Genomic DNA, 17,218 nt, shown 5'->3' with positions numbered 1-17,218 from the left:
ATGCCAAAGAGACAGATGAAGGTCTGTTTTACCTATCTCTCTGGTTTGTTTAGAGCATTTGATTAGGTGTTTTACCGCATACTTTTGTTAGGCGACTTTATGTTCTGTCGTCACCTCTGTTTCAAGATCAAAAGAAGCCGCAATGAGCTTTTGGGTATAACTACTTTTTGGCTGCTTGAAAATCTCTTCAGCGGTACCTTCTTCCATGACTTCCCCCTTTTGCATCACGATTACTCTATCGGACAAGGCTTTCACCACACTTAAATCATGGCTGATAAATAAGAAACCTATGTTGTGCTGCTTTTGAATATTCTTCAGTAAGTCGATAACCGTTAGTTGGACTGAGCGATCAAGGGCTGAAGTGGGTTCATCTAACAAGATAAAAGAAGGCTCTAGAATCAAAGCGCGGGCAATGGCGATGCGTTGCCTTTGGCCACCCGAAAATTCATGGGGGTAACGGTTGATCGAGTGCGCATCTAGGCGGACTTCTTCTAATGCTTTGCGGGCTTTTGTCATTCGCTCTTTTTTAGTTAACTCAGGACGATGGACAGTCAGGCCTTCCGTGATGATTTCTCCGACCGTCATGCGTGGAGAAAGTGAACCGTAAGGGTCTTGGAAGACGACTTGAATGTCCTTTTTAAGAGCAAAACGTTCTTTTTTGGTCAAAGCGCTAACATCTTGGCCTTTAAAATTTATTTGACCACTTGAGGGTAATAAACCGATTAAGGCGCGGCCTAGGGTGGATTTCCCTGAGCCTGATTCACCCACTATGCCTAAGGTTTCCCCTTGTTTTAAGCTTAATGAAAGACCTTTAACCGCTTCGAAATACTCTTTTTTACGGCTTATAAGCTGGGTGCCTATGTGGTATTTCACCTTAATGTCGTTGGCTTTTAGTAGTTCGGTCGCGTTTTTAGGTGGTTCATCTTTTTGGCCTTTAGGGGTCGAATTGATGAGCATTTTTGTATAAGGAAGCTGCGGGTTTTCAAACACTTCTTGTGTTTCACCTTGCTCAACCAGCTCACCTTTACACATCACCAAGACTCTATCGGCAAGGTGTTTTACTACCCCTAAGTCATGGGTAATAAAGAGCACAGCCATGCCCATTTGGGTTTGAACTTCTTTAATCAGGTTGAGTACTTCTGCCTGTACTGTTACGTCTAACGCAGTGGTAGGCTCGTCTGCTATCAAGATGTCCGGTTCGTTGATGAGCGCCATGGCGATCATGATGCGTTGTAATTGCCCACCTGAAAACTCGTGGGGATATTTGCCATAGGCTTGCTCTGGGAAAGGGAGGTGGACCAGATTAAATAGCTCTAATACTCTCGCTTTCGCGACTTTTTTAGAAACAGAGCGATGGCATAACATGGCCTCGGCGACTTGAGTACCCACCTTTAAATAAGGGTTAAGTGAGGTCATGGGTTCTTGGAAAATCATGCCGATTCTATCACCACGAATCTTGCGCATGTCTTTTTCGGATTTAGCTAAGACCTCTTCGCCTTCAAAAATAATGCTGGATTCTGGTTTGATGCTGGCATTATTAGGTAAAAGTTGCATCAAGGCGTTGCTAGAAACCGATTTACCACTGCCGGATTCGCCAACGATTGCCAAGGTTTCTCCCTTGGATAGCTCAAAGCTTAAATGTTTAACCGCATCCAAAGTGCCTTGGGTTAAGGCAAAACTAATAGAGAGGTTTTTGACCTCAAGAATAGGGGCGTGTGACATGGGATTTCCTTATCAATTAAGCGCTGCTGATTGTGCGCTAACGAATCTATGTTGGGTGAGATTCCTAAAATGATGATGACTTTCTTCTACCTTTTGCAGTTCACCAGCCCAATGGGAATCATGGTGCGCAGCACAAAATGCTGTCATGTGCTTGAGTAAATCATCACTGTGTTTTTCAAGTGTCTGGGTTGAGTGTTTTACTAATACGTTGGGTTCTAGGGCGATAAACTGTAAAAGTACGTAAGACTGATTAAGCAGATCAAAAGCGGCATGGTGCTCACCCATATGGTTTAAAATCTCTGATTGGGAAGTCGTCGCATCTTTTAAACCCCTTAATAGACAAGCAAACTGACAAGGCCGAGTTTCCTCATCATGTAAGGCTGTTTGAATATGTTGGGGGAGGTGTTGAAGCACCTTTTCAAATACCTGATGGGCAGCGGAACAGTGCCCATCTTCAAGTAATTGCTCTGCCGTTAAAAAATTAGTCCAGCAATCTTGTAAGTTCATCTAAACACACCTTTAGTTAAACGTTACGTCTATTTAAATAGAAATAAATCTCAAATGCAAATGATTATTGTTTGTGTATTTTTGTAGGTAAATATTAGTTAAATCAAACTAGATTCTTTATGGCAAAGGTTTGAGTGAGTATTTTATTGAGCTTTACCCCAACCAAATTGCTTTCGATAAGCGCCAGGGGTTAAGCCGACTCTTTGTTTAAACAGCTTTCTAAAGGTATTCGCATCTTGCAATCCGACCCGATAGGTAATTTGTTCGAAGGCTTCTTGACTGCTTTCCAGTAAGTGTTTGGCTTTTTCTAACCTAAGGTTTTGTAAATACTGAATGGGGGTTTGGTCAGTTGCTTCTTTAAAACGACGGATAAAATTTCGCATGCTTAAGTCAAATTCAGTGACGAGGCCTTCCATACTGATACTTGTGTGAAGCCGCTTTTCCATCCAAATTTGAATCTTTAAAATATCAGGGTCTTGGTGCTGTTTTTTAAAGGTGGTGCTTGAATATGGCGCTTGGCTTCGATCACCACTGGAGACCAAGAGTTTTTTGGCGCACTCAGCGGCAAGCTGGGGGGAGCCAAATTTACGTATCAGGTGTATTAATAAATCAGCGCTGCTGGTGGAACCGCCTGAGCAAAGTACCAGTCCATCGTCAGTCACAGTTCGCTCTGTTTGAAGTTTGGTGTTGGGAAAAGCACGTTGAAATTGCTCACTGAAAAGCCAATGTGTCGTGGCTCTTTTATGCTCTAACAAGCCTGCCTGTGCACTGACAAAAGCGCCAGTGCATATGTTGGCAATGTAGTCCCCTTTATCATGTTGTTCTTTAAGCCAGTTGCACATGGGCTCTAGCTTGGGGAGTTCGTTTAAAATATTAAACATGAAGCCCGGCACTATAATTAATCTGGGGGTGTGTGCGGCTAGTCGAGTCTCTAAATCAGTGCCTGAAGGCGTGATATTGGTCACAGAGGACTGAGGTGTCAATATTAATCCACCTGTACTTGTGATGCTTTTGCCTGTCATAGACGCCGTTTCTAATTCAAATAAAGGCGCAGCATCTTTTGTGTTAACCGGCTGGGACTTGAGTAAATATTGGTGAATGACATTCGCTGTTTCAAGAAACTCCATGCTGGCAGCCACACTGGTTGAAGAGCAGCGATCCGCCATTAAAATAATGACCTTCATAGACTTTCTCCTTTCCTCATCTGAAAAAATAACAACACCAGTTTGGCAAAAATAACCCTAAACAAGTCATTTATGCCTATGGTTGCTGATTAGGTCAAGTCTTAGACTGCTTAAAGCGGCTTGGTTATTTAGTTAAATGATCAAGCCAACTTATCTTAAGTGACTGAATAGATTAGGGATGAATGAGGAAAACAATGAAGACATTCTTTTATAAATGGTTAAAAAAACCTTTTTTTGGGCGCTTTAATAAAACTTGGCGTTGGCCCGATGATATTGAACAAGCTGATTGGCGACGACTTTATTTTAAAAGCCAGTCAGGGTCAGAGATTTGTGCGCTTCTCGGGGAATCTCAAGCAAATTTAGACCAGGCTGAAGCGGTTACTAGCAGCATGCAAACAGAGGTAAACACAAGTGTGCAAACGGCTGTTGAATCCCCTAATCAATCTGCAAAAGGTGCCGTGTTACTTTGTCATCCAATGGGAGTATCCGCTAAGGGGTTTTGGCTAAGATATGGTCATGCGTCACTTTTAAGACAAGCGGGCTATCATGTGATGGTATTTGATTTTAATGGCTTTGGAGAATCCCATTCAACCAATATGGAATTTCCCTTAGATGTATTAGCAGCAGGTGATGCATTAGCAACAGAATACCCTGATTTGCCCATTGCTTTGATAGGCGCTTCCTTAGGGGGCGCTATGTCTGTGTGTGCCATGTCAAACCCTCAACATCCCTTTAAAGCGGCAGTGATTGAGTCCGCTTTTCCAACCTTATTACATTTTTGGAAGCAATATCCTATTCCCAAATTAGCCTTACACTTGATCCAATTAATCTACCCCCAAGGAGAGAAACGAGTACGACCTATTCATGCGGCGAAAAACTTAAAAGGTCAGCCAAATATGTTGCTTATCTATGGCGAGGCTGATCAATATACCCCGGTGAAGCATGGCAAAATTTTGTTTGAAGCCCTTAAAAATCAAACTGCCACTGAATTTTGGGCGGTAGAAGGGGCTAAACATACCCATGCTTATGCCGCCAAGCCTAATGAATATAAAGAGCGAGTTTTAAGCTTTTTGGAGACCAGTTTAAAATCGGCTCCCAAAGTAAGGTGAGAATTGATCATTGGCAGTGATTCACTTATCAACCACGGAATCACTCCCTTTAATGGCCCTTACTTTGCTTACTCTGATCTTGTTTAAACGCCTTGAGGGGTAAGCTATTGAGGGTAGTGGTTTGAAAATTATGGTTAATCACTCTTACCCCAATTACTAGCTTCAAATACCTGCCTCAAATACTAGCCTCAAGCATTTGTATAAAACCACTGCTTTAAATAATTGCAGGTCTATTTTCTAAAATAAATAGATAAAGATTCAAATATTATCCTGTTTAAAGCGATTTAATCCGCCATTAATATGGCACTTATCGAAGGGGCAAGCATGCTCACTTAAATTTTGATTAGATTATATAAATGGGAGTTCAGATGAAAAACTTAACACTGTCCGCAAGCTTATTGAGCCTATCTATTATGGGCGCCACTTTTTCTACGGGGGCTATTGCGGCGTCAAATGATCAAACTAATGCAGTCAACAAGCTTAAAATTGGTGCGTTAGAAGCGGTCACTCAGTTTGACGATTATCGTGGTGGCGGTATTACCATTACGCCAGAAGGTCGCATCATTATTAGTATGCACCCACTTGATGGCCCTAAGGTAAAGGTTGTCGAAGTGATGGCAAATGGGGTTAAGCGTCCATTTCCTACGCAGGATTGGGCGGATGGCCCAGAGATAGGCAAGGTGGGTTTGTCTGCGGTGATTGGTGTACATTCAGATAGCAAGGGTGTGGTATGGATGCTAGACATGGGCAGCGAAACTTCTCCTGCTAAGTTAGTCGCTTGGGATACGGTACTGAATAAGCTATCTCATAATATTGAACTGTCAGCTTCTGCTTTAGCGGCAAACTCTTTTTTACAAGACTTTGTAATAGATGAAAAACGCGGAAAGATCATCATTGCCGATATGACATTTGGTAACTTTGCTGGCGCAACTAAACCTGCCTTTGTTGTAGTCGATATCGCCTCTGGTCAAGCGAAGCGTGTCCTTGAAAGTGCGGATACCTTGATGCCGGAAGACAAAGATATTGTGATAGAGGCCTCTTTGTTAGCATCAAAATCAGCAGAAGGTAAAACCACTAAACTACGTTTTGGTTTAAACCCCATTGCCATGGATGAGGAGAGTGAGTGGGTCTATTTTGGAGCCTTCACCGGCACTAAGATTTATCGTGTACCAGCTATGGCACTAGTGAATAATTCATTGTCTGATGCTCAAATTCAAAGCAAGATCGAAGTCTTCGGACCGAAGAATCCAAGTGATGGTATTGCTTATTCTAAGCAGGGCATCATAGTGTCAGATCTTGAAAACAGTGCGGTTGGCTTAACCACCAAAGGCGAGTATCAAGTCTTAGTACAAGATAAGCGTTTGTCTTGGCCTGATAGTTTTGCCCTAAGTAATGGCTATGTTTATGTGACACAAGATCAGTTGCATCAGCATCCTGCATTTAGCCAAGGGTTAGGGAATGCAAAAGCCCCTTACACCTTGTACCGATTCTCTTATCAAGCACACGAGTAATCGCAAAAAGCACAGGGGCTTTTGGCCTCTGTGCTTTAACTTTTTGAACTTTAAGTTCTTACTTGTGCTTCCCCTTGAACCGAGTATTTTTCCTTTCTTAGATAGAAAATAACCAAGGAGGATACGATAAGGGCCATACCCGTTAGTGCGATATTTGTGGTAACAAAAGCGCTGTTATAGATGCTAGACATGGTTTCAAAAATGCCCGCTTGTTCGGCTTGCCCTTGCACTAACATGCTCATAAAGTTGCCTGAGGAGATCGCATTAACCCAGTTATCTGTATCTAAAACAATGTGCTCTTTGAGCTGGATAGGCACCATATTGCTAACAATCGAACTTAATAACGAGCCATAAATAGCAACTCCAATTGCCTCACTACCGAGTCTGAAGGTATTTAGTAAACCTGCTGCCATACCGACGTCGCTTTCCTTGACGCTACTAAGCGCTTGGCCATCCACAAGGCCAGCTGACATTCCCATCCCGATACCAATCAGAATCAAAGCACAGGCAATTGCCATCACAGAAATATGATTTTCTACTACAAAGACAAGCCCTGCTGCACCGATTAGCATGCTGATAATACTGAGATACATAAGTAAATTCGTGCTGACCCCTTTTGCCGATAACTTACCTGCAATAAGAGGGAAAACCAAAACAGGGGCAGTTAAGAACAACATAATCACCCCTGCTTTCGATGCAGACAGTTGCATTGAGCCAGTGAGAAAAGTTGGGAAGTAGGTTAGCAAGGTAACAAAGGTAAAGCTTGCCACCACAGGCACCAAGATTAAACCTAAGAATCTATGGTTTTTAATGAGATCAAGGCTGAGTACAGGGAACTTTGCGGCTCTAATACGTAAGATAAAACCTAAGAAGCAGGCGGCGCTACCGGCGAAACTCAAGATGATGGATTGGCTTTTCCAGCCCCAGTCATAACCTTTTGAGAGTGCTATCATGAGCAAAAACATACTTGAAATAAAGAAGAAGGAGCCAATCAGGTCTATCTGGGCAAAAGAGCCGCCTTGGGTTTGGTCTGCGGGTATTTTTACACTGACAATTAAAACCAAGAAGAGGGCGACAGCATGCATGAAAAAGATTGCCTGCCAACCAATTGAATCAAGTAAAATACCCGAAATAGTGGGGCCTAAGGTAATCCCAAGGCCTGCTGTTGTACCAAATAGGGCAAAGGCTTTGGTTCTTGCATCACCTTCAAACGCGTGAATAAATATGGCGCTACCACAAGCAAAAATGGCGGCACCACCGACACCTGCAAGCGCTCTAAAAATATCAAGCATTAGCGCATTCGTTGATAGGGCAGAGCCTGTAGAGGCTAAGGTATAAATAAAAGCACCAATAAAGAAAGAGCGCTTTTTGCCCCACACATCAGAAATCTTGCCCCAAATAAGCGTAAAACACGCGAATGTTAGGTTAAAGGCATTGACCACCCATTGTAAGCTGGCGAGGTCGGACTGAATGTCGGTACTGATATAAGGTAATGCGATTGCCGTGCCTGAGATTGAGCTTGGCACCACAAAGACGGCCAGTAAAACCGCAAATAAGGTGAATTGAGTGTTGGAACTTTTTGCATCCTGCATAGCTAGCATCTTCCATTAATTTGAGTGTATCGATAATCCATGACAGTCATACCCTTTCTCATTAGGATGGTATGACATACTATGTACGTTAATTTAAAATCAAACGTATCTATATTGTAGTACGTTCGAATTTTATCGAACCTTATAGTGGCAAGTACCCTGTGTCAATAGTTGCGCCTGTATGAAAAGTGGGTGTTTGTTTCGCGCTGGACTAAGTAGAAGCATAAATATCAGGGTTAGGAACTGTCTAAAAAACTGTCTAAAGCGCTGTTTAAAGAAATGTCTAAAGAACGGTTTAAAGAACTGTTTAAAGAACTGTTTAAAGAACTGTTTAAAGAAATGTCTAAATAAGAGCCCAAATAAAGATCACAGAAAATAAAGATCACATAAAATAAAGGAGACGTGATGGTGAACGAAACGGATATCAATACCGATATGAATCAAAGCACCAAACAAGTGGCAATGTTAGCAATACTTAAGGCGCTCGCTCATCCCATGCGCTTAAAAATAATCGTGGATCTCATCAATGATGAAGAGGGAGCAGAAAGGCACTGCACTTCTTTTGGGTTAACTGTGGCGAAGGCCACACGATCGCACCATTTTAAATTATTGAAGGACGTCGGCTTAATTTCTCATATCGACAAAGGCAATCATTCGCTTGCTAAGCTAAGACGAGAAGAACTGGAAGAAGAGTTTCCTGGATTAATACGATTACTTAAAAACGCTTAAGCCATTTTCATGTTTATTCCCCCTTGTGAAGGGGGCTGTTTTAGAGCGTTTTATTTTTGCCGCTAGCTTCTGCTGAAATACTCGCTTATCAGAGGCTTTATAAAAAACTTTCTCAAAATTAACCTGGGTTAATTTCTTCTCTCTCAAACTCCCATATTCTGTCTTCATTGAATGACATTAAAGGAGTAAATCACATGACTTTATCAAACAGTTTACAAAGCTACCTAGACGACTTAGCGCTAACCCATGAGGGTGAACCTTCTTTAGAATTTGTTGCCGCCTTGCAAAATAAGCATATTGCGAAATACAGCTTTAATAGTTTGGCAGTGGTATTGGGTGAAGAACTACCTTTGGACACAGATAGCTTAAGCCACAAAATAGTGACTCAAGGTTTGGGTGGTTATTGCTTTGAGCATAATAAACTTACGTATGAACTATTAAGTGCATTGGGTTACGAGGTGGAGCTAAAGCTCGCTCGTGTGCTTTATAACCAAGAGAAAAAAGCCCCTAGAACGCACAGGGTGAGTCTGGTGAATTTTCACAGAGAATCTTACCTGATTGATACCGGCTTTGGGGCTTATGGTCCTAGTTTGCCACTCAAACTTGCGTTAGATAAAGAGCAAAATATTGGCGGCGAAACCTACCGTATTATTTCACTGTCTGAGCAAAAGCAGCTGGATACGCTAGAGTATGATGTTCAAATTTTTAAAGGGGGCGAGTTCTTTACTCTTTATCGCTTTGATTTAGCTGATTACTCGGATGCAGATTGCCAGCTAAGTCACTTCTTTTCTCATAAATACCCAGAGGCGGGTTTTGTTAATAATTTGGTGGTGAGTTTAAAAAATGATGAGGTGATTATCGCCTTGAAAAACCATGAACTCTTAACCCGCTTTACCGATGAAACAGGTCAACGAACTGAACTTACTGAACAGGTTAACTCGGCTGATGCCTTGCATAACATCTTAACGGATTGCTTTGGATTAGCTCTGGATCAGGCGATTTCAACGCATTTGTTTGAACGTTTTCTTGTGCCTAAACTAGGCCATTAAAAATGATGAAAGGGATTGTTAGTTTGCTTATTTGGGCTTGGTTGATGGCGTCGTCTTTTGTCGTCTCAGGCAATATGGAAGCCTTCGCTAGCCCAATCGCAACGTCGGTATTCCGTTTTGTTTTAGCGTTAGTTTTGATTTTCTGCCTGCTGCTTGTTAACTGGCAGTGGGCGGGTATCAATCAAGCTCAAGCCTTATCTGATTTATTTGCCTCTAAAGTATTGTGCTTGCAATATGTGGTGATAAGCGGCGCTTTAGTGGGCTTCTTTATTGGACTGTTTGTGGCGCTTAAATACACGACGCCCCTTAAAACTTCAGTACTTTATACTCTGGTGCCTTTAATCGGGGTGTGTATTGCAAGGGTATGGCTTAGTGAAAGGCTAAATGGCAGCAAATTATTAGGCTTTATAGTAGGGTCAATCGCGGCTTGTTTGCTCTTGTTTAATAGCCAAAATGGCATAACTACAAATAAAGCAGAGCTTGGTCTACTGAGTTGGAATAGGGGGGATCTCATCTTTCTAGCAGCCTGCGTGTTATTAGCCATACATGTGGTGAGTGTGCAAAAATGGGGACGCAAGCTTGCGCCCTTATCAGGTGCTTTTATGATCATGTTGTTTGGTACGCTTTGGCTGATTCCCATAGCCCTTATCTGGGGAGAACTTGATAAGGTTTATTGGCTAGCAAAAGGTTTCTGGCTTAACGGTCTTTATCTCACTGTGTTTGCGACCTTGTTTACCTTTATCTTGCAGCAGCGTTTGGTAGCCAGTGTGGGGGCAAACCGATTATTGGCCTTCTCTTACAGTATTCCTTTGTGGGTTGCGATTTACACGGCTTACGAAAGTAAAACGTTTGATAGCCTGTTAAATCTCGGTTTTATGCTGGGTTTGGGTTTATTATGGTTGGCGTTTGTCTTGATTGAGGTGAAACCTTCACAGGTTAGCCTCAATAAAGAAGACATGAATAAACAAACTATGGAAAAAGCTTAATAAGTTAAAGTGTCATTAGAAAAGGAAGCCGAATGGATAAGGCATTGTTAGAGGCAAGCTTTAAACACTATTTTGATCGAATGGGGTACGACATAGATTGGCAATACTTCACTCAATCTATGCAAATACAGCCGATACGCAAAGGCGAGTTTTTGTTTCAGCAAGGGGAAAAGGTCGATCGTTTATATTTCTTACACACAGGGCAAGTACGTTATGTCAGTGTGTCTGAAACGGGCAAAGAATATACCCAGTCTTTTGCTAAATCTCCTCGCATCATAGGCTCGACAAGGGCGACCATAAAAGGCACAAAGGCCTTGTTTGGGATTCAAGCCCTTGAAGACTGTATGATCATTTCTTACCCTTGGCATAGCTTCTTTAATGAGATGCGACAAGATAAGGGATTTTTAGAATGTTATTGTCATTTTATGGAACAGATTTTTATTCTCAAAGAAGAGAAAGAAAGCAGTTTTGTGAAAGACTCAGCAGAAAAGCGTTATCTTGATTTTTGTGTCGATTATCCAGAGTTGAAAGACAAGATACCCCAACAACAAATTGCCTCATATTTGAGTATTACTCCTGTGGCCTTAAGCCGCATAAGACAAAGACTTAAGCGAATATAATTGGCACTTAATTCGCTTAATTAAGGTATGTGTTTGTTATTCGTTCTCCCAATAGGGCTCATCACCAAAATAATCACTAAAGTAATCAATAAAGGCCCTGACTTTAGGGGCTAATAAACGCGAACTTGGGTACACCGCCCAGATTGCGGTTTCCGATATAAGAGGAAATTCAGGCATGATGTGCACCAGTTCACCTGATTTTAGGTGTTGATAAACACTCCATTTAGAGCCAATGGTGATACCAATCCCATTGACGCTGGCATCTCTAACTGCCTCCCCATTATCAGTACGAAATTGTCCCTTGGTTTTAATATTAACCGGGCCTTGTGGTGTGTCGAAACACCAGTCTTCTAAGCCAATAAGCGTAATGCAATGATGTTGGTTTAAGGCTGCTGGCGCATTCGGTAAACCGTATTTTTTAATATAACTGGGTGAAGCACACAAGATACGATTGTCATTGGCTAACTTTTTGGCGATCAAGCTTGAGTCTTTAAGGCGTGAGTTTCTAATCGCAATATCAAAGCCTCCTTCTACAAGATCCACTATGGTATCTGAGAGTTTTAGATCAACTTTAATTTCAGGGTAACGGGCCATAAAGTCAGTTAAAGCGGGCAAGACATGCATGCGTCCAAAAGAGGCTGGGGCTGACACTCTAAGGGTGCCACTGGGTGTACTTTTTCCTGCGCCAACGGAGGCTTGAGCGGCTTCAACACTGGCAATCACATCTTCAGCATGGGGGAAAAAGGCAATGCCTTCCTCTGTTAATGAGACCTTTCGCGTGGTTCTGTGAATGAGTCTGACACCAAGGCCAGCTTCAAGTTTATTGATATGGGAACTTGCGACCGCGGGGGATAAGCCGAGCTCTTGCCCTGCTTGGCTTATGTTATGGGTTTGTGCAATACGGACAAAAAGCCTTAAGTGATCAATATTCATGATTATCAATAAAACCTATAAAGTGATTTCTTATTTTGCCTAATTATCAATGTTAATGCTAGCTCATATACTTGGCCTCATTATTTACTTCTGACATCAAACAGAGTCCATCAAGGATTCCTCTAGCTGAGTCATGCGGCTAGAAATCCCTCATTAAAGGTGAATTTATGAAAGCAATGATCTTGAATACCTATGGCGAAAACAGTGTGTTTGAAAGCTATGAGCAAGCAAAACCAGACGTCAGAGCAGGCCATGTGCTGATTAAAGTGGCGGCAAGCAGTGTGAATACGGTGGATACCATGATCAAGTTAATGGGCTCTGATTTACCTTTGTCACCGGCGCTACCTGCAATATTAGGAATGGATTTTGCGGGTGTGGTTGATGCAGTGGGCGAAGGGGTAGAAAACGTTCAAGTAGGGGATGAAGTTTATGGCTGTGCAGGTGGATTAGCGGACTTACAAGGTGCTTTGGCTGAATACATGCTTGCTGATGCAAATCTCGTTGCGCTTAAACCTAAAAACTTATCTATGCGTGAAGCCGCAGCTTTGCCCTTAGTCGGGATTACCGCTTACGAAGGCCTAATGCGTGCTCAAATTCAAGCCGGTCAAAAAGTATTAGTGCACGGTGGTTCTGGTGGTGTTGGTCATGTTGCCTTGCAATTAGCTAACTACTTTGGTGCAGAGGTTTATGCAACGGGTGGCGGTGACAATCAACTTGCTTTGATTGAAAAATTGGGTGCAAAAGCCATTAATTATCAAACTGAATCGGTTGCGGATTATGTTGAGCAATATACCCAAGGGGCAGGTTTTGACCTTGTTTATGACTCAGTCGGCGGTGTGAATATGCTTAACTCTTTTGAAGCTGCCGCGCTTAATGGCCATGTCGCTTCAACCGTTTCTATGGTGGAGTTAGATCTGACTCTGGCTCACTTTAAGGGCTTGTCTTTGCATGTTGTCTTTATGCTGATTCCTATGTTGCACAATTATAAACGTCAAGATCACGCTGATACTCTGACGTCTTTGACAAAAATTGTTGAAGCGGGTGGTTTAACTCCTGTATTAGACGAAAACCGTTACGGCTTTGATCAAGTCAATGAAGCCTATGCTCGTTTAACCAGTGGTAAAGGTATGGGTAAAGTGGTTGTTGAGATTTAACATTAGTGACTCTTGAGTGCTTTTTTAAACGAGCACTTAAAATTGCCTGGCTAGCGTTTTACGAGACATTTTTAAGAATAAATATAAGAAAGGGTAGGCATGTGTTTGTCCACCCTTTCTTTTTTTAGGTTGTCTCTTAAGTATTTCTTTAACAATAAATATGCTCAGATTAAAGAGTCGTTATTGCTTCACAATGAAGATATTTAGATCTTTAAAGCCTTCGTTTCTGTCATTAATGATCTTGAGATAAGCAGGATCATTAAGGGCATCCACAATGTTTTGCGGTTTAGGGAACTCAACATAATTTAAAAACTTAGGTTGGCTATTGCCTTTAATGACACGGCTCACTTTGAATTGTTTTGGCGGTAAGATAACACCATATTTTTTCAAAATAGGACCAGCGGCCTTTTTATACCCTTCTATCTTTGCCTTATCAGCAGGGCTACCAAATATCAATAAGAAGCTTCTCGTTTCATTTGGGGCCGTTGCTTTTGATATTGCTTTTTCTGCTGCGACAATTTGAAAAGAGAATCCGCTTATTAGGGTAAAACAAAGTGCTAATAATAGCGTTTTTGTATTTTTCATTTTGAACTCCAAGATGGCTCATTCGCCTTAAGCAGCAGAGCTACTTGGCTGAGCTTGATTGTTAAGTTTGAATTGACGGTTTTCGCTGTAGGTTTTGAGCTCTTTGAGAATGTCTTTGAAGCTTTTGCCCAACCCAAACTTGAGAAGAGGGCTTAAAATCAGACCAAATCCTTTAAGGAACCTGCGATTAAGTCACCTCTTCTCAGTCTTCTCAGAAAAAGTATCACGCAAGGCGTTACTTTGACGTAATGTAGGCACCTTTCGAGAAGTGACAACACAGGGTGTTACTTTTTCTGAAAGACCCGAAGGGCGTGGTCTAAAAGCTCTGTCTTTACGTTGAGGACCTTATCAATAGAATCACTATTAAGTTGCGTTCCTCGCCATAAATCTAGCGGCTTTTATCCACACGCTGAGGCGGGAGGACTTATTCGCAGGTTCCTTAATCTCTGGCGTCGATGTCCATTGCACTTCACATTTATTCTTATCAAGTGTTTTGACATGAATATTCACCAGATTAGAGCGAATAGGCAAAATGGTAGTCATGTTTTTAGGTGTGACCATAAATTCTATAGTACGAGTGACAGGGTCATAACTCGTGATTTCTTCTTCTTCTGCATAACCACTATTTTCCTTGTCATTAAAGCGACAAACACGACCCGCTACTGGGGCAAATGAAGCAGGAGATAAGGTTGCTTGCTTGTTATCTAAGGCGAATGAGTGGGCGATAATACTCATCCAGATATGGGCATGCTCAAACTCTTCCCCAACAATTTTCCAAACCTGAGATGCGGGTTTATCTATGGTGATCGATTTATAAATTCTCATCGCTTAATCCTCATTCATGTTTTCACTGCTAGGGCGTTTAGCTAACCAAAGCAAATAACATAATCGAAGTGTAAGTGGAATTTATATGATACAAAATAGTGTTATTTGAGACGAAGTGGTGCGTATTTAAGCCAGGAGGAAAGGTCGCTCGCTTATATTTATGCCTTATTTAGGAAAAAATTTTTTGGAAACAAGTGAGATTCTCAAGGAGGAGAATAAGAACAACTAAGGGAAAAGTAGCATCCACACGCCTCAGCGTATGGATAAAAGCAACTAGATTTAAGGCGAGGGGCGCAATTTAATAGCTATTCTATTGATAATATCCTCAACCTAAAGATAGGGCGTTTTGACCACGCCCTTTATGACTTTGAAGAATATCTATTCGGCATTTTAATAATACCTATTCGGCATTTCAGAAAAATGTCACTCTAGGCTGTCCCTTCTTGAAAGGTACCTACAGTGACTTTCTATTGATAAACGTAAAGTGACGCCTTGTTTGCCACTTTTTCCCATACACCTTAAAAGAGCAGACAGATAAGAGGTGACTTAATCGCAGGTGCCTTAGGTAAGCCATTAAATGGAGTTATTAATTAATATAGGGTTTCACGACCGTATGAATTGCATCCATCACAATGTCAACTTTCACCTTATCTAATGCATCTGGATGAGGATCAGAAAAACGGCCGCTGTCATTGTCAAAATATTGGCCATTAGCTTTACTGAATTCATCTGATATAGCGGCTTTAATTAAAATATCTGCCCCTATGCTGAGGTCATTACCTGCTACACCGAATCCTTCTTTAACCATTTTACTTGCTAGTAAAGAACCTGGGTTGACCGAGATAAAGGTTGGGCCAGTATCCGCATAGGTATCTGCTAACGACTTAGACCAAATTGTCAGGGCCAATTTGCTCTGAGCGTAAGCCGCCATGTCATTCGTGTATGCTTTTTGACCTAAAATTCCTTGAATATCAATCGGCGCTTGCGCGGCTGAAGAAAGGCTAACAACTCGGCTTTGTTTGCTAAAAAGAGGCATTAAGTTTTGGCTTAATAGATAAGGCGCTAGGGTGTTTACAGCAAAGCGCACATCTAAGCCTGCTGGGGTTGTGCTTGATGGTGTCTTTAAAATACCTGCATTATTGATCAATACATCGATATGAGTGTGAGACTTAATTAGGTTTTTGGCGAATTGAGTTACCTCTTCGAGATTAGAGAGGTCTGCAATATAGCCTTGTATTTGAGATTCGTAATCGGCTAAGGACGCCATGACCTTTTCCAGCTTAGCTTCATTGCGGCCATGCAAGATTACCTCATGCCCCAATGCTAATAATTTGCTTGCAGTGACTAGGCCAATACCGTCAGTGGCGCCTGTGATTAGTATGGTTTTCTTCATCTTTATTACTCCAAAGCTTGGCTAATCAATTCTATTAAGAGCCTAGTTCATTTTTAATTAGATAGAATGACGTATGCTCAATGTTAATGGGGTGAGGCCAAATGCAGACGGATATGCTTGCTTTAAGCACTCGCTTTCCACTTTTATCTCAAGGTGTTTGATCTCAAATCCATGGAATAGAGTATATTTTTACTTTCTATCTATGATAATAGGCCTTCATGGTGAATGACTTTATAGAAATTATTGATAATAGCGGCACGTTATTCAGCATGAATATTGTCTACTTCTTTCTATAAGCGCTCAGATGCACTGGCCAATAGCAGCTCATAGAGTTGCCTAGCCGCAGGGCCTGTGTCCTCACCTTTTGGCAATGTGAGATGTGTTGGTATCTGGTAACTCATAGAATTATCGAGCCTAAGTCGCATCAACTTATCATCTTGGTTTGCTTGGATAAGGTGTTCAGGCAAACGGCAAAACCCTATCCCAGCTTTTACCGCCGCAAGTGCCTGTTCAAAATTATCTAAAGTCAGCCTTTGTTCTGCTTTAAGCCAACCAACATTGATGTTCTCTTGTTTATTTTCTTGCTCGAAGGCTGTGATATTTGCTTCAAATGGTGCATCACGAATAACAATTTGAGTAATGGTCTTAAGATCAGACAAAGAGTGCTTCTCTTTTTGAGCCAGTGGGTGGTGCGATGCAATTACCGCCAGCATCTTTGTATTTCCAAAAATATCGGCAGGGTAATCTGTGATAGGAATATTAATTATAGCTACATCGGCTTTTTGAGATAAAACGGCTTCTTGGGTGCCAGACAAGGTGGTTTCGACCAACTGAATGGAAGTGGTTGGATTATCTTGATAAAAGCGGGCCAATACGGGGTAGACCCAATTTGGATCACATAAATGATCTAGGGATAAAGTGATTTCTGTTTCTGTGCCTGCTTGTAATTGCTGGCTAATGACTTCTAATTGCTGTGCCTGTTCTATCATGGCATCAGCACGCCTAAGAATAGTCTTACCTTCTAAGGTTAAACGGGTCTTTTTTCCTTTCACTTGGATTAATTTGAGTGCTAACTGATCTTCCAGTTTTTTAATGGTGTAGATAAGGGTTGTGTGGCTTTTGTTAAGCTTTTCTGCTGCGGCTTGAATGCTGCCGCAGCGGTCAATTGCCTGCAATGTAATCCATTGCTCTAGGGTGCTTTTAAGTCTCATAAGTCTATTTTTTCTACATTAAATGGCTAAATTATGAACTTTTAAGTGTATTTTTTAAAGGTATTATCTCCTTATCGGCTTCGAGATGTTTTTTAGACTCAAGTTCTA

At 41.7% G+C, this 17,218-nt stretch carries 16 protein-coding genes; 7 read left to right on the top strand and 9 right to left on the bottom strand.

Annotated elements, in window-relative coordinates:
- Nucleotides 1-87: 87 nt before the first annotated feature.
- From MED121_RS00890 to MED121_RS00880, 3 genes are all read right to left on the bottom strand, one after another.
- Nucleotides 88-1,722 (bottom strand): ABC transporter ATP-binding protein, encoded by a 1,635-nt coding sequence (locus tag MED121_RS00890; RefSeq protein WP_009831688.1) that lies wholly within the window; start codon nt 1,720-1,722, stop codon nt 88-90.
- Nucleotides 1,723-1,734: 12 nt separating this feature from the next.
- The gene (locus MED121_RS00885; protein WP_009831687.1) at nt 1,735-2,229 is read right to left on the bottom strand and encodes a hypothetical protein; all 495 of its coding nucleotides are present in this window, start codon (nt 2,227-2,229) and stop codon (nt 1,735-1,737) included.
- 143 nt (nt 2,230-2,372) lie between these two features.
- Nucleotides 2,373-3,413 carry a helix-turn-helix domain-containing protein gene (locus MED121_RS00880; RefSeq protein ID WP_009831686.1) on the bottom strand — a complete coding sequence of 347 codons (1,041 nt, stop codon included), beginning with the start codon at nt 3,411-3,413 and terminating at the stop codon, nt 2,373-2,375.
- Between the two features lie 194 nt (nt 3,414-3,607).
- Between MED121_RS00880 and MED121_RS00875 the strand changes: the two genes are divergently transcribed.
- Nucleotides 3,608-4,522, top strand: coding sequence for an alpha/beta fold hydrolase (locus MED121_RS00875; protein WP_009831685.1), 915 nt, complete (start codon nt 3,608-3,610; stop codon nt 4,520-4,522).
- A gap of 368 nt (nt 4,523-4,890) precedes the next feature.
- A complete protein-coding gene (locus MED121_RS00870) occupies nt 4,891-6,033 on the top strand; it encodes an L-dopachrome tautomerase-related protein (protein WP_009831684.1) in 1,143 nt (380 codons plus the stop codon).
- A 50-nt stretch (nt 6,034-6,083) separates the two neighbouring features.
- Here MED121_RS00870 and MED121_RS00865 read toward each other — a convergent pair whose 3' ends face one another.
- The gene (locus MED121_RS00865; protein WP_050764511.1) at nt 6,084-7,625 is read right to left on the bottom strand and encodes an MFS transporter; all 1,542 of its coding nucleotides are present in this window, start codon (nt 7,623-7,625) and stop codon (nt 6,084-6,086) included.
- A gap of 405 nt (nt 7,626-8,030) precedes the next feature.
- Here MED121_RS00865 and MED121_RS00860 point away from each other — a divergent pair, with 405 nt between their 5' ends.
- The 4 genes from MED121_RS00860 (at nt 8,031) to MED121_RS00840 (ending at nt 11,009) form a co-directional block, all read left to right on the top strand.
- On the top strand, nt 8,031-8,354 hold the full coding sequence (locus MED121_RS00860; protein WP_009831681.1) for a helix-turn-helix transcriptional regulator: 324 nt from the start codon (nt 8,031-8,033) through the stop codon (nt 8,352-8,354).
- A gap of 194 nt (nt 8,355-8,548) precedes the next feature.
- The gene (locus tag MED121_RS00850; protein ID WP_009831679.1) at nt 8,549-9,403 is read left to right on the top strand and encodes an arylamine N-acetyltransferase; all 855 of its coding nucleotides are present in this window, start codon (nt 8,549-8,551) and stop codon (nt 9,401-9,403) included.
- A 2-nt stretch (nt 9,404-9,405) separates the two neighbouring features.
- Nucleotides 9,406-10,389, top strand: a complete 984-nt coding sequence (locus MED121_RS00845) for a DMT family transporter (RefSeq protein ID WP_009831678.1) — start codon at nt 9,406-9,408, stop codon at nt 10,387-10,389.
- A gap of 32 nt (nt 10,390-10,421) precedes the next feature.
- Nucleotides 10,422-11,009 carry a Crp/Fnr family transcriptional regulator gene (locus MED121_RS00840; RefSeq protein ID WP_009831677.1) on the top strand — a complete coding sequence of 196 codons (588 nt, stop codon included), beginning with the start codon at nt 10,422-10,424 and terminating at the stop codon, nt 11,007-11,009.
- 36 nt (nt 11,010-11,045) lie between these two features.
- Here the strand turns inward: MED121_RS00840 and MED121_RS00835 are convergent, their stop codons facing one another.
- Nucleotides 11,046-11,942 carry a LysR family transcriptional regulator gene (locus MED121_RS00835; RefSeq protein ID WP_009831676.1) on the bottom strand — a complete coding sequence of 299 codons (897 nt, stop codon included), beginning with the start codon at nt 11,940-11,942 and terminating at the stop codon, nt 11,046-11,048.
- Between the two features lie 167 nt (nt 11,943-12,109).
- On the opposite strand from MED121_RS00835, the gene MED121_RS00830 reads away from it, so the two are divergent.
- Nucleotides 12,110-13,096 (top strand): zinc-dependent alcohol dehydrogenase family protein, encoded by a 987-nt coding sequence (locus MED121_RS00830; protein WP_009831675.1) that lies wholly within the window; start codon nt 12,110-12,112, stop codon nt 13,094-13,096.
- Nucleotides 13,097-13,276: 180 nt separating this feature from the next.
- On the opposite strand, the gene MED121_RS00825 is transcribed toward MED121_RS00830, so the two are convergent.
- From MED121_RS00825 to MED121_RS00810, 4 genes are all read right to left on the bottom strand, one after another.
- The gene (locus MED121_RS00825) at nt 13,277-13,681 is read right to left on the bottom strand and encodes a DUF1330 domain-containing protein (protein WP_009831674.1); all 405 of its coding nucleotides are present in this window, start codon (nt 13,679-13,681) and stop codon (nt 13,277-13,279) included.
- Between the two features lie 363 nt (nt 13,682-14,044).
- Nucleotides 14,045-14,506 carry an SRPBCC family protein gene (locus MED121_RS00820; RefSeq protein WP_009831673.1) on the bottom strand — a complete coding sequence of 154 codons (462 nt, stop codon included), beginning with the start codon at nt 14,504-14,506 and terminating at the stop codon, nt 14,045-14,047.
- Between the two features lie 586 nt (nt 14,507-15,092).
- Nucleotides 15,093-15,899, bottom strand: coding sequence for an SDR family NAD(P)-dependent oxidoreductase (locus MED121_RS00815; RefSeq protein ID WP_009831672.1), 807 nt, complete (start codon nt 15,897-15,899; stop codon nt 15,093-15,095).
- 290 nt (nt 15,900-16,189) lie between these two features.
- The gene (locus MED121_RS00810; RefSeq protein WP_009831671.1) at nt 16,190-17,110 is read right to left on the bottom strand and encodes a LysR family transcriptional regulator; all 921 of its coding nucleotides are present in this window, start codon (nt 17,108-17,110) and stop codon (nt 16,190-16,192) included.
- Nucleotides 17,111-17,218 lie beyond the last annotated feature (108 nt).

It is taken from the genome of Marinomonas sp. MED121, assembly GCF_000153025.1.
In the GTDB taxonomy this organism is placed as follows: domain Bacteria; phylum Pseudomonadota; class Gammaproteobacteria; order Pseudomonadales; family Marinomonadaceae; genus Marinomonas.
The sequence above is the reverse complement of the archived record's forward strand: the minus strand, read 5'-3'. Positions and strand labels throughout refer to the sequence as shown.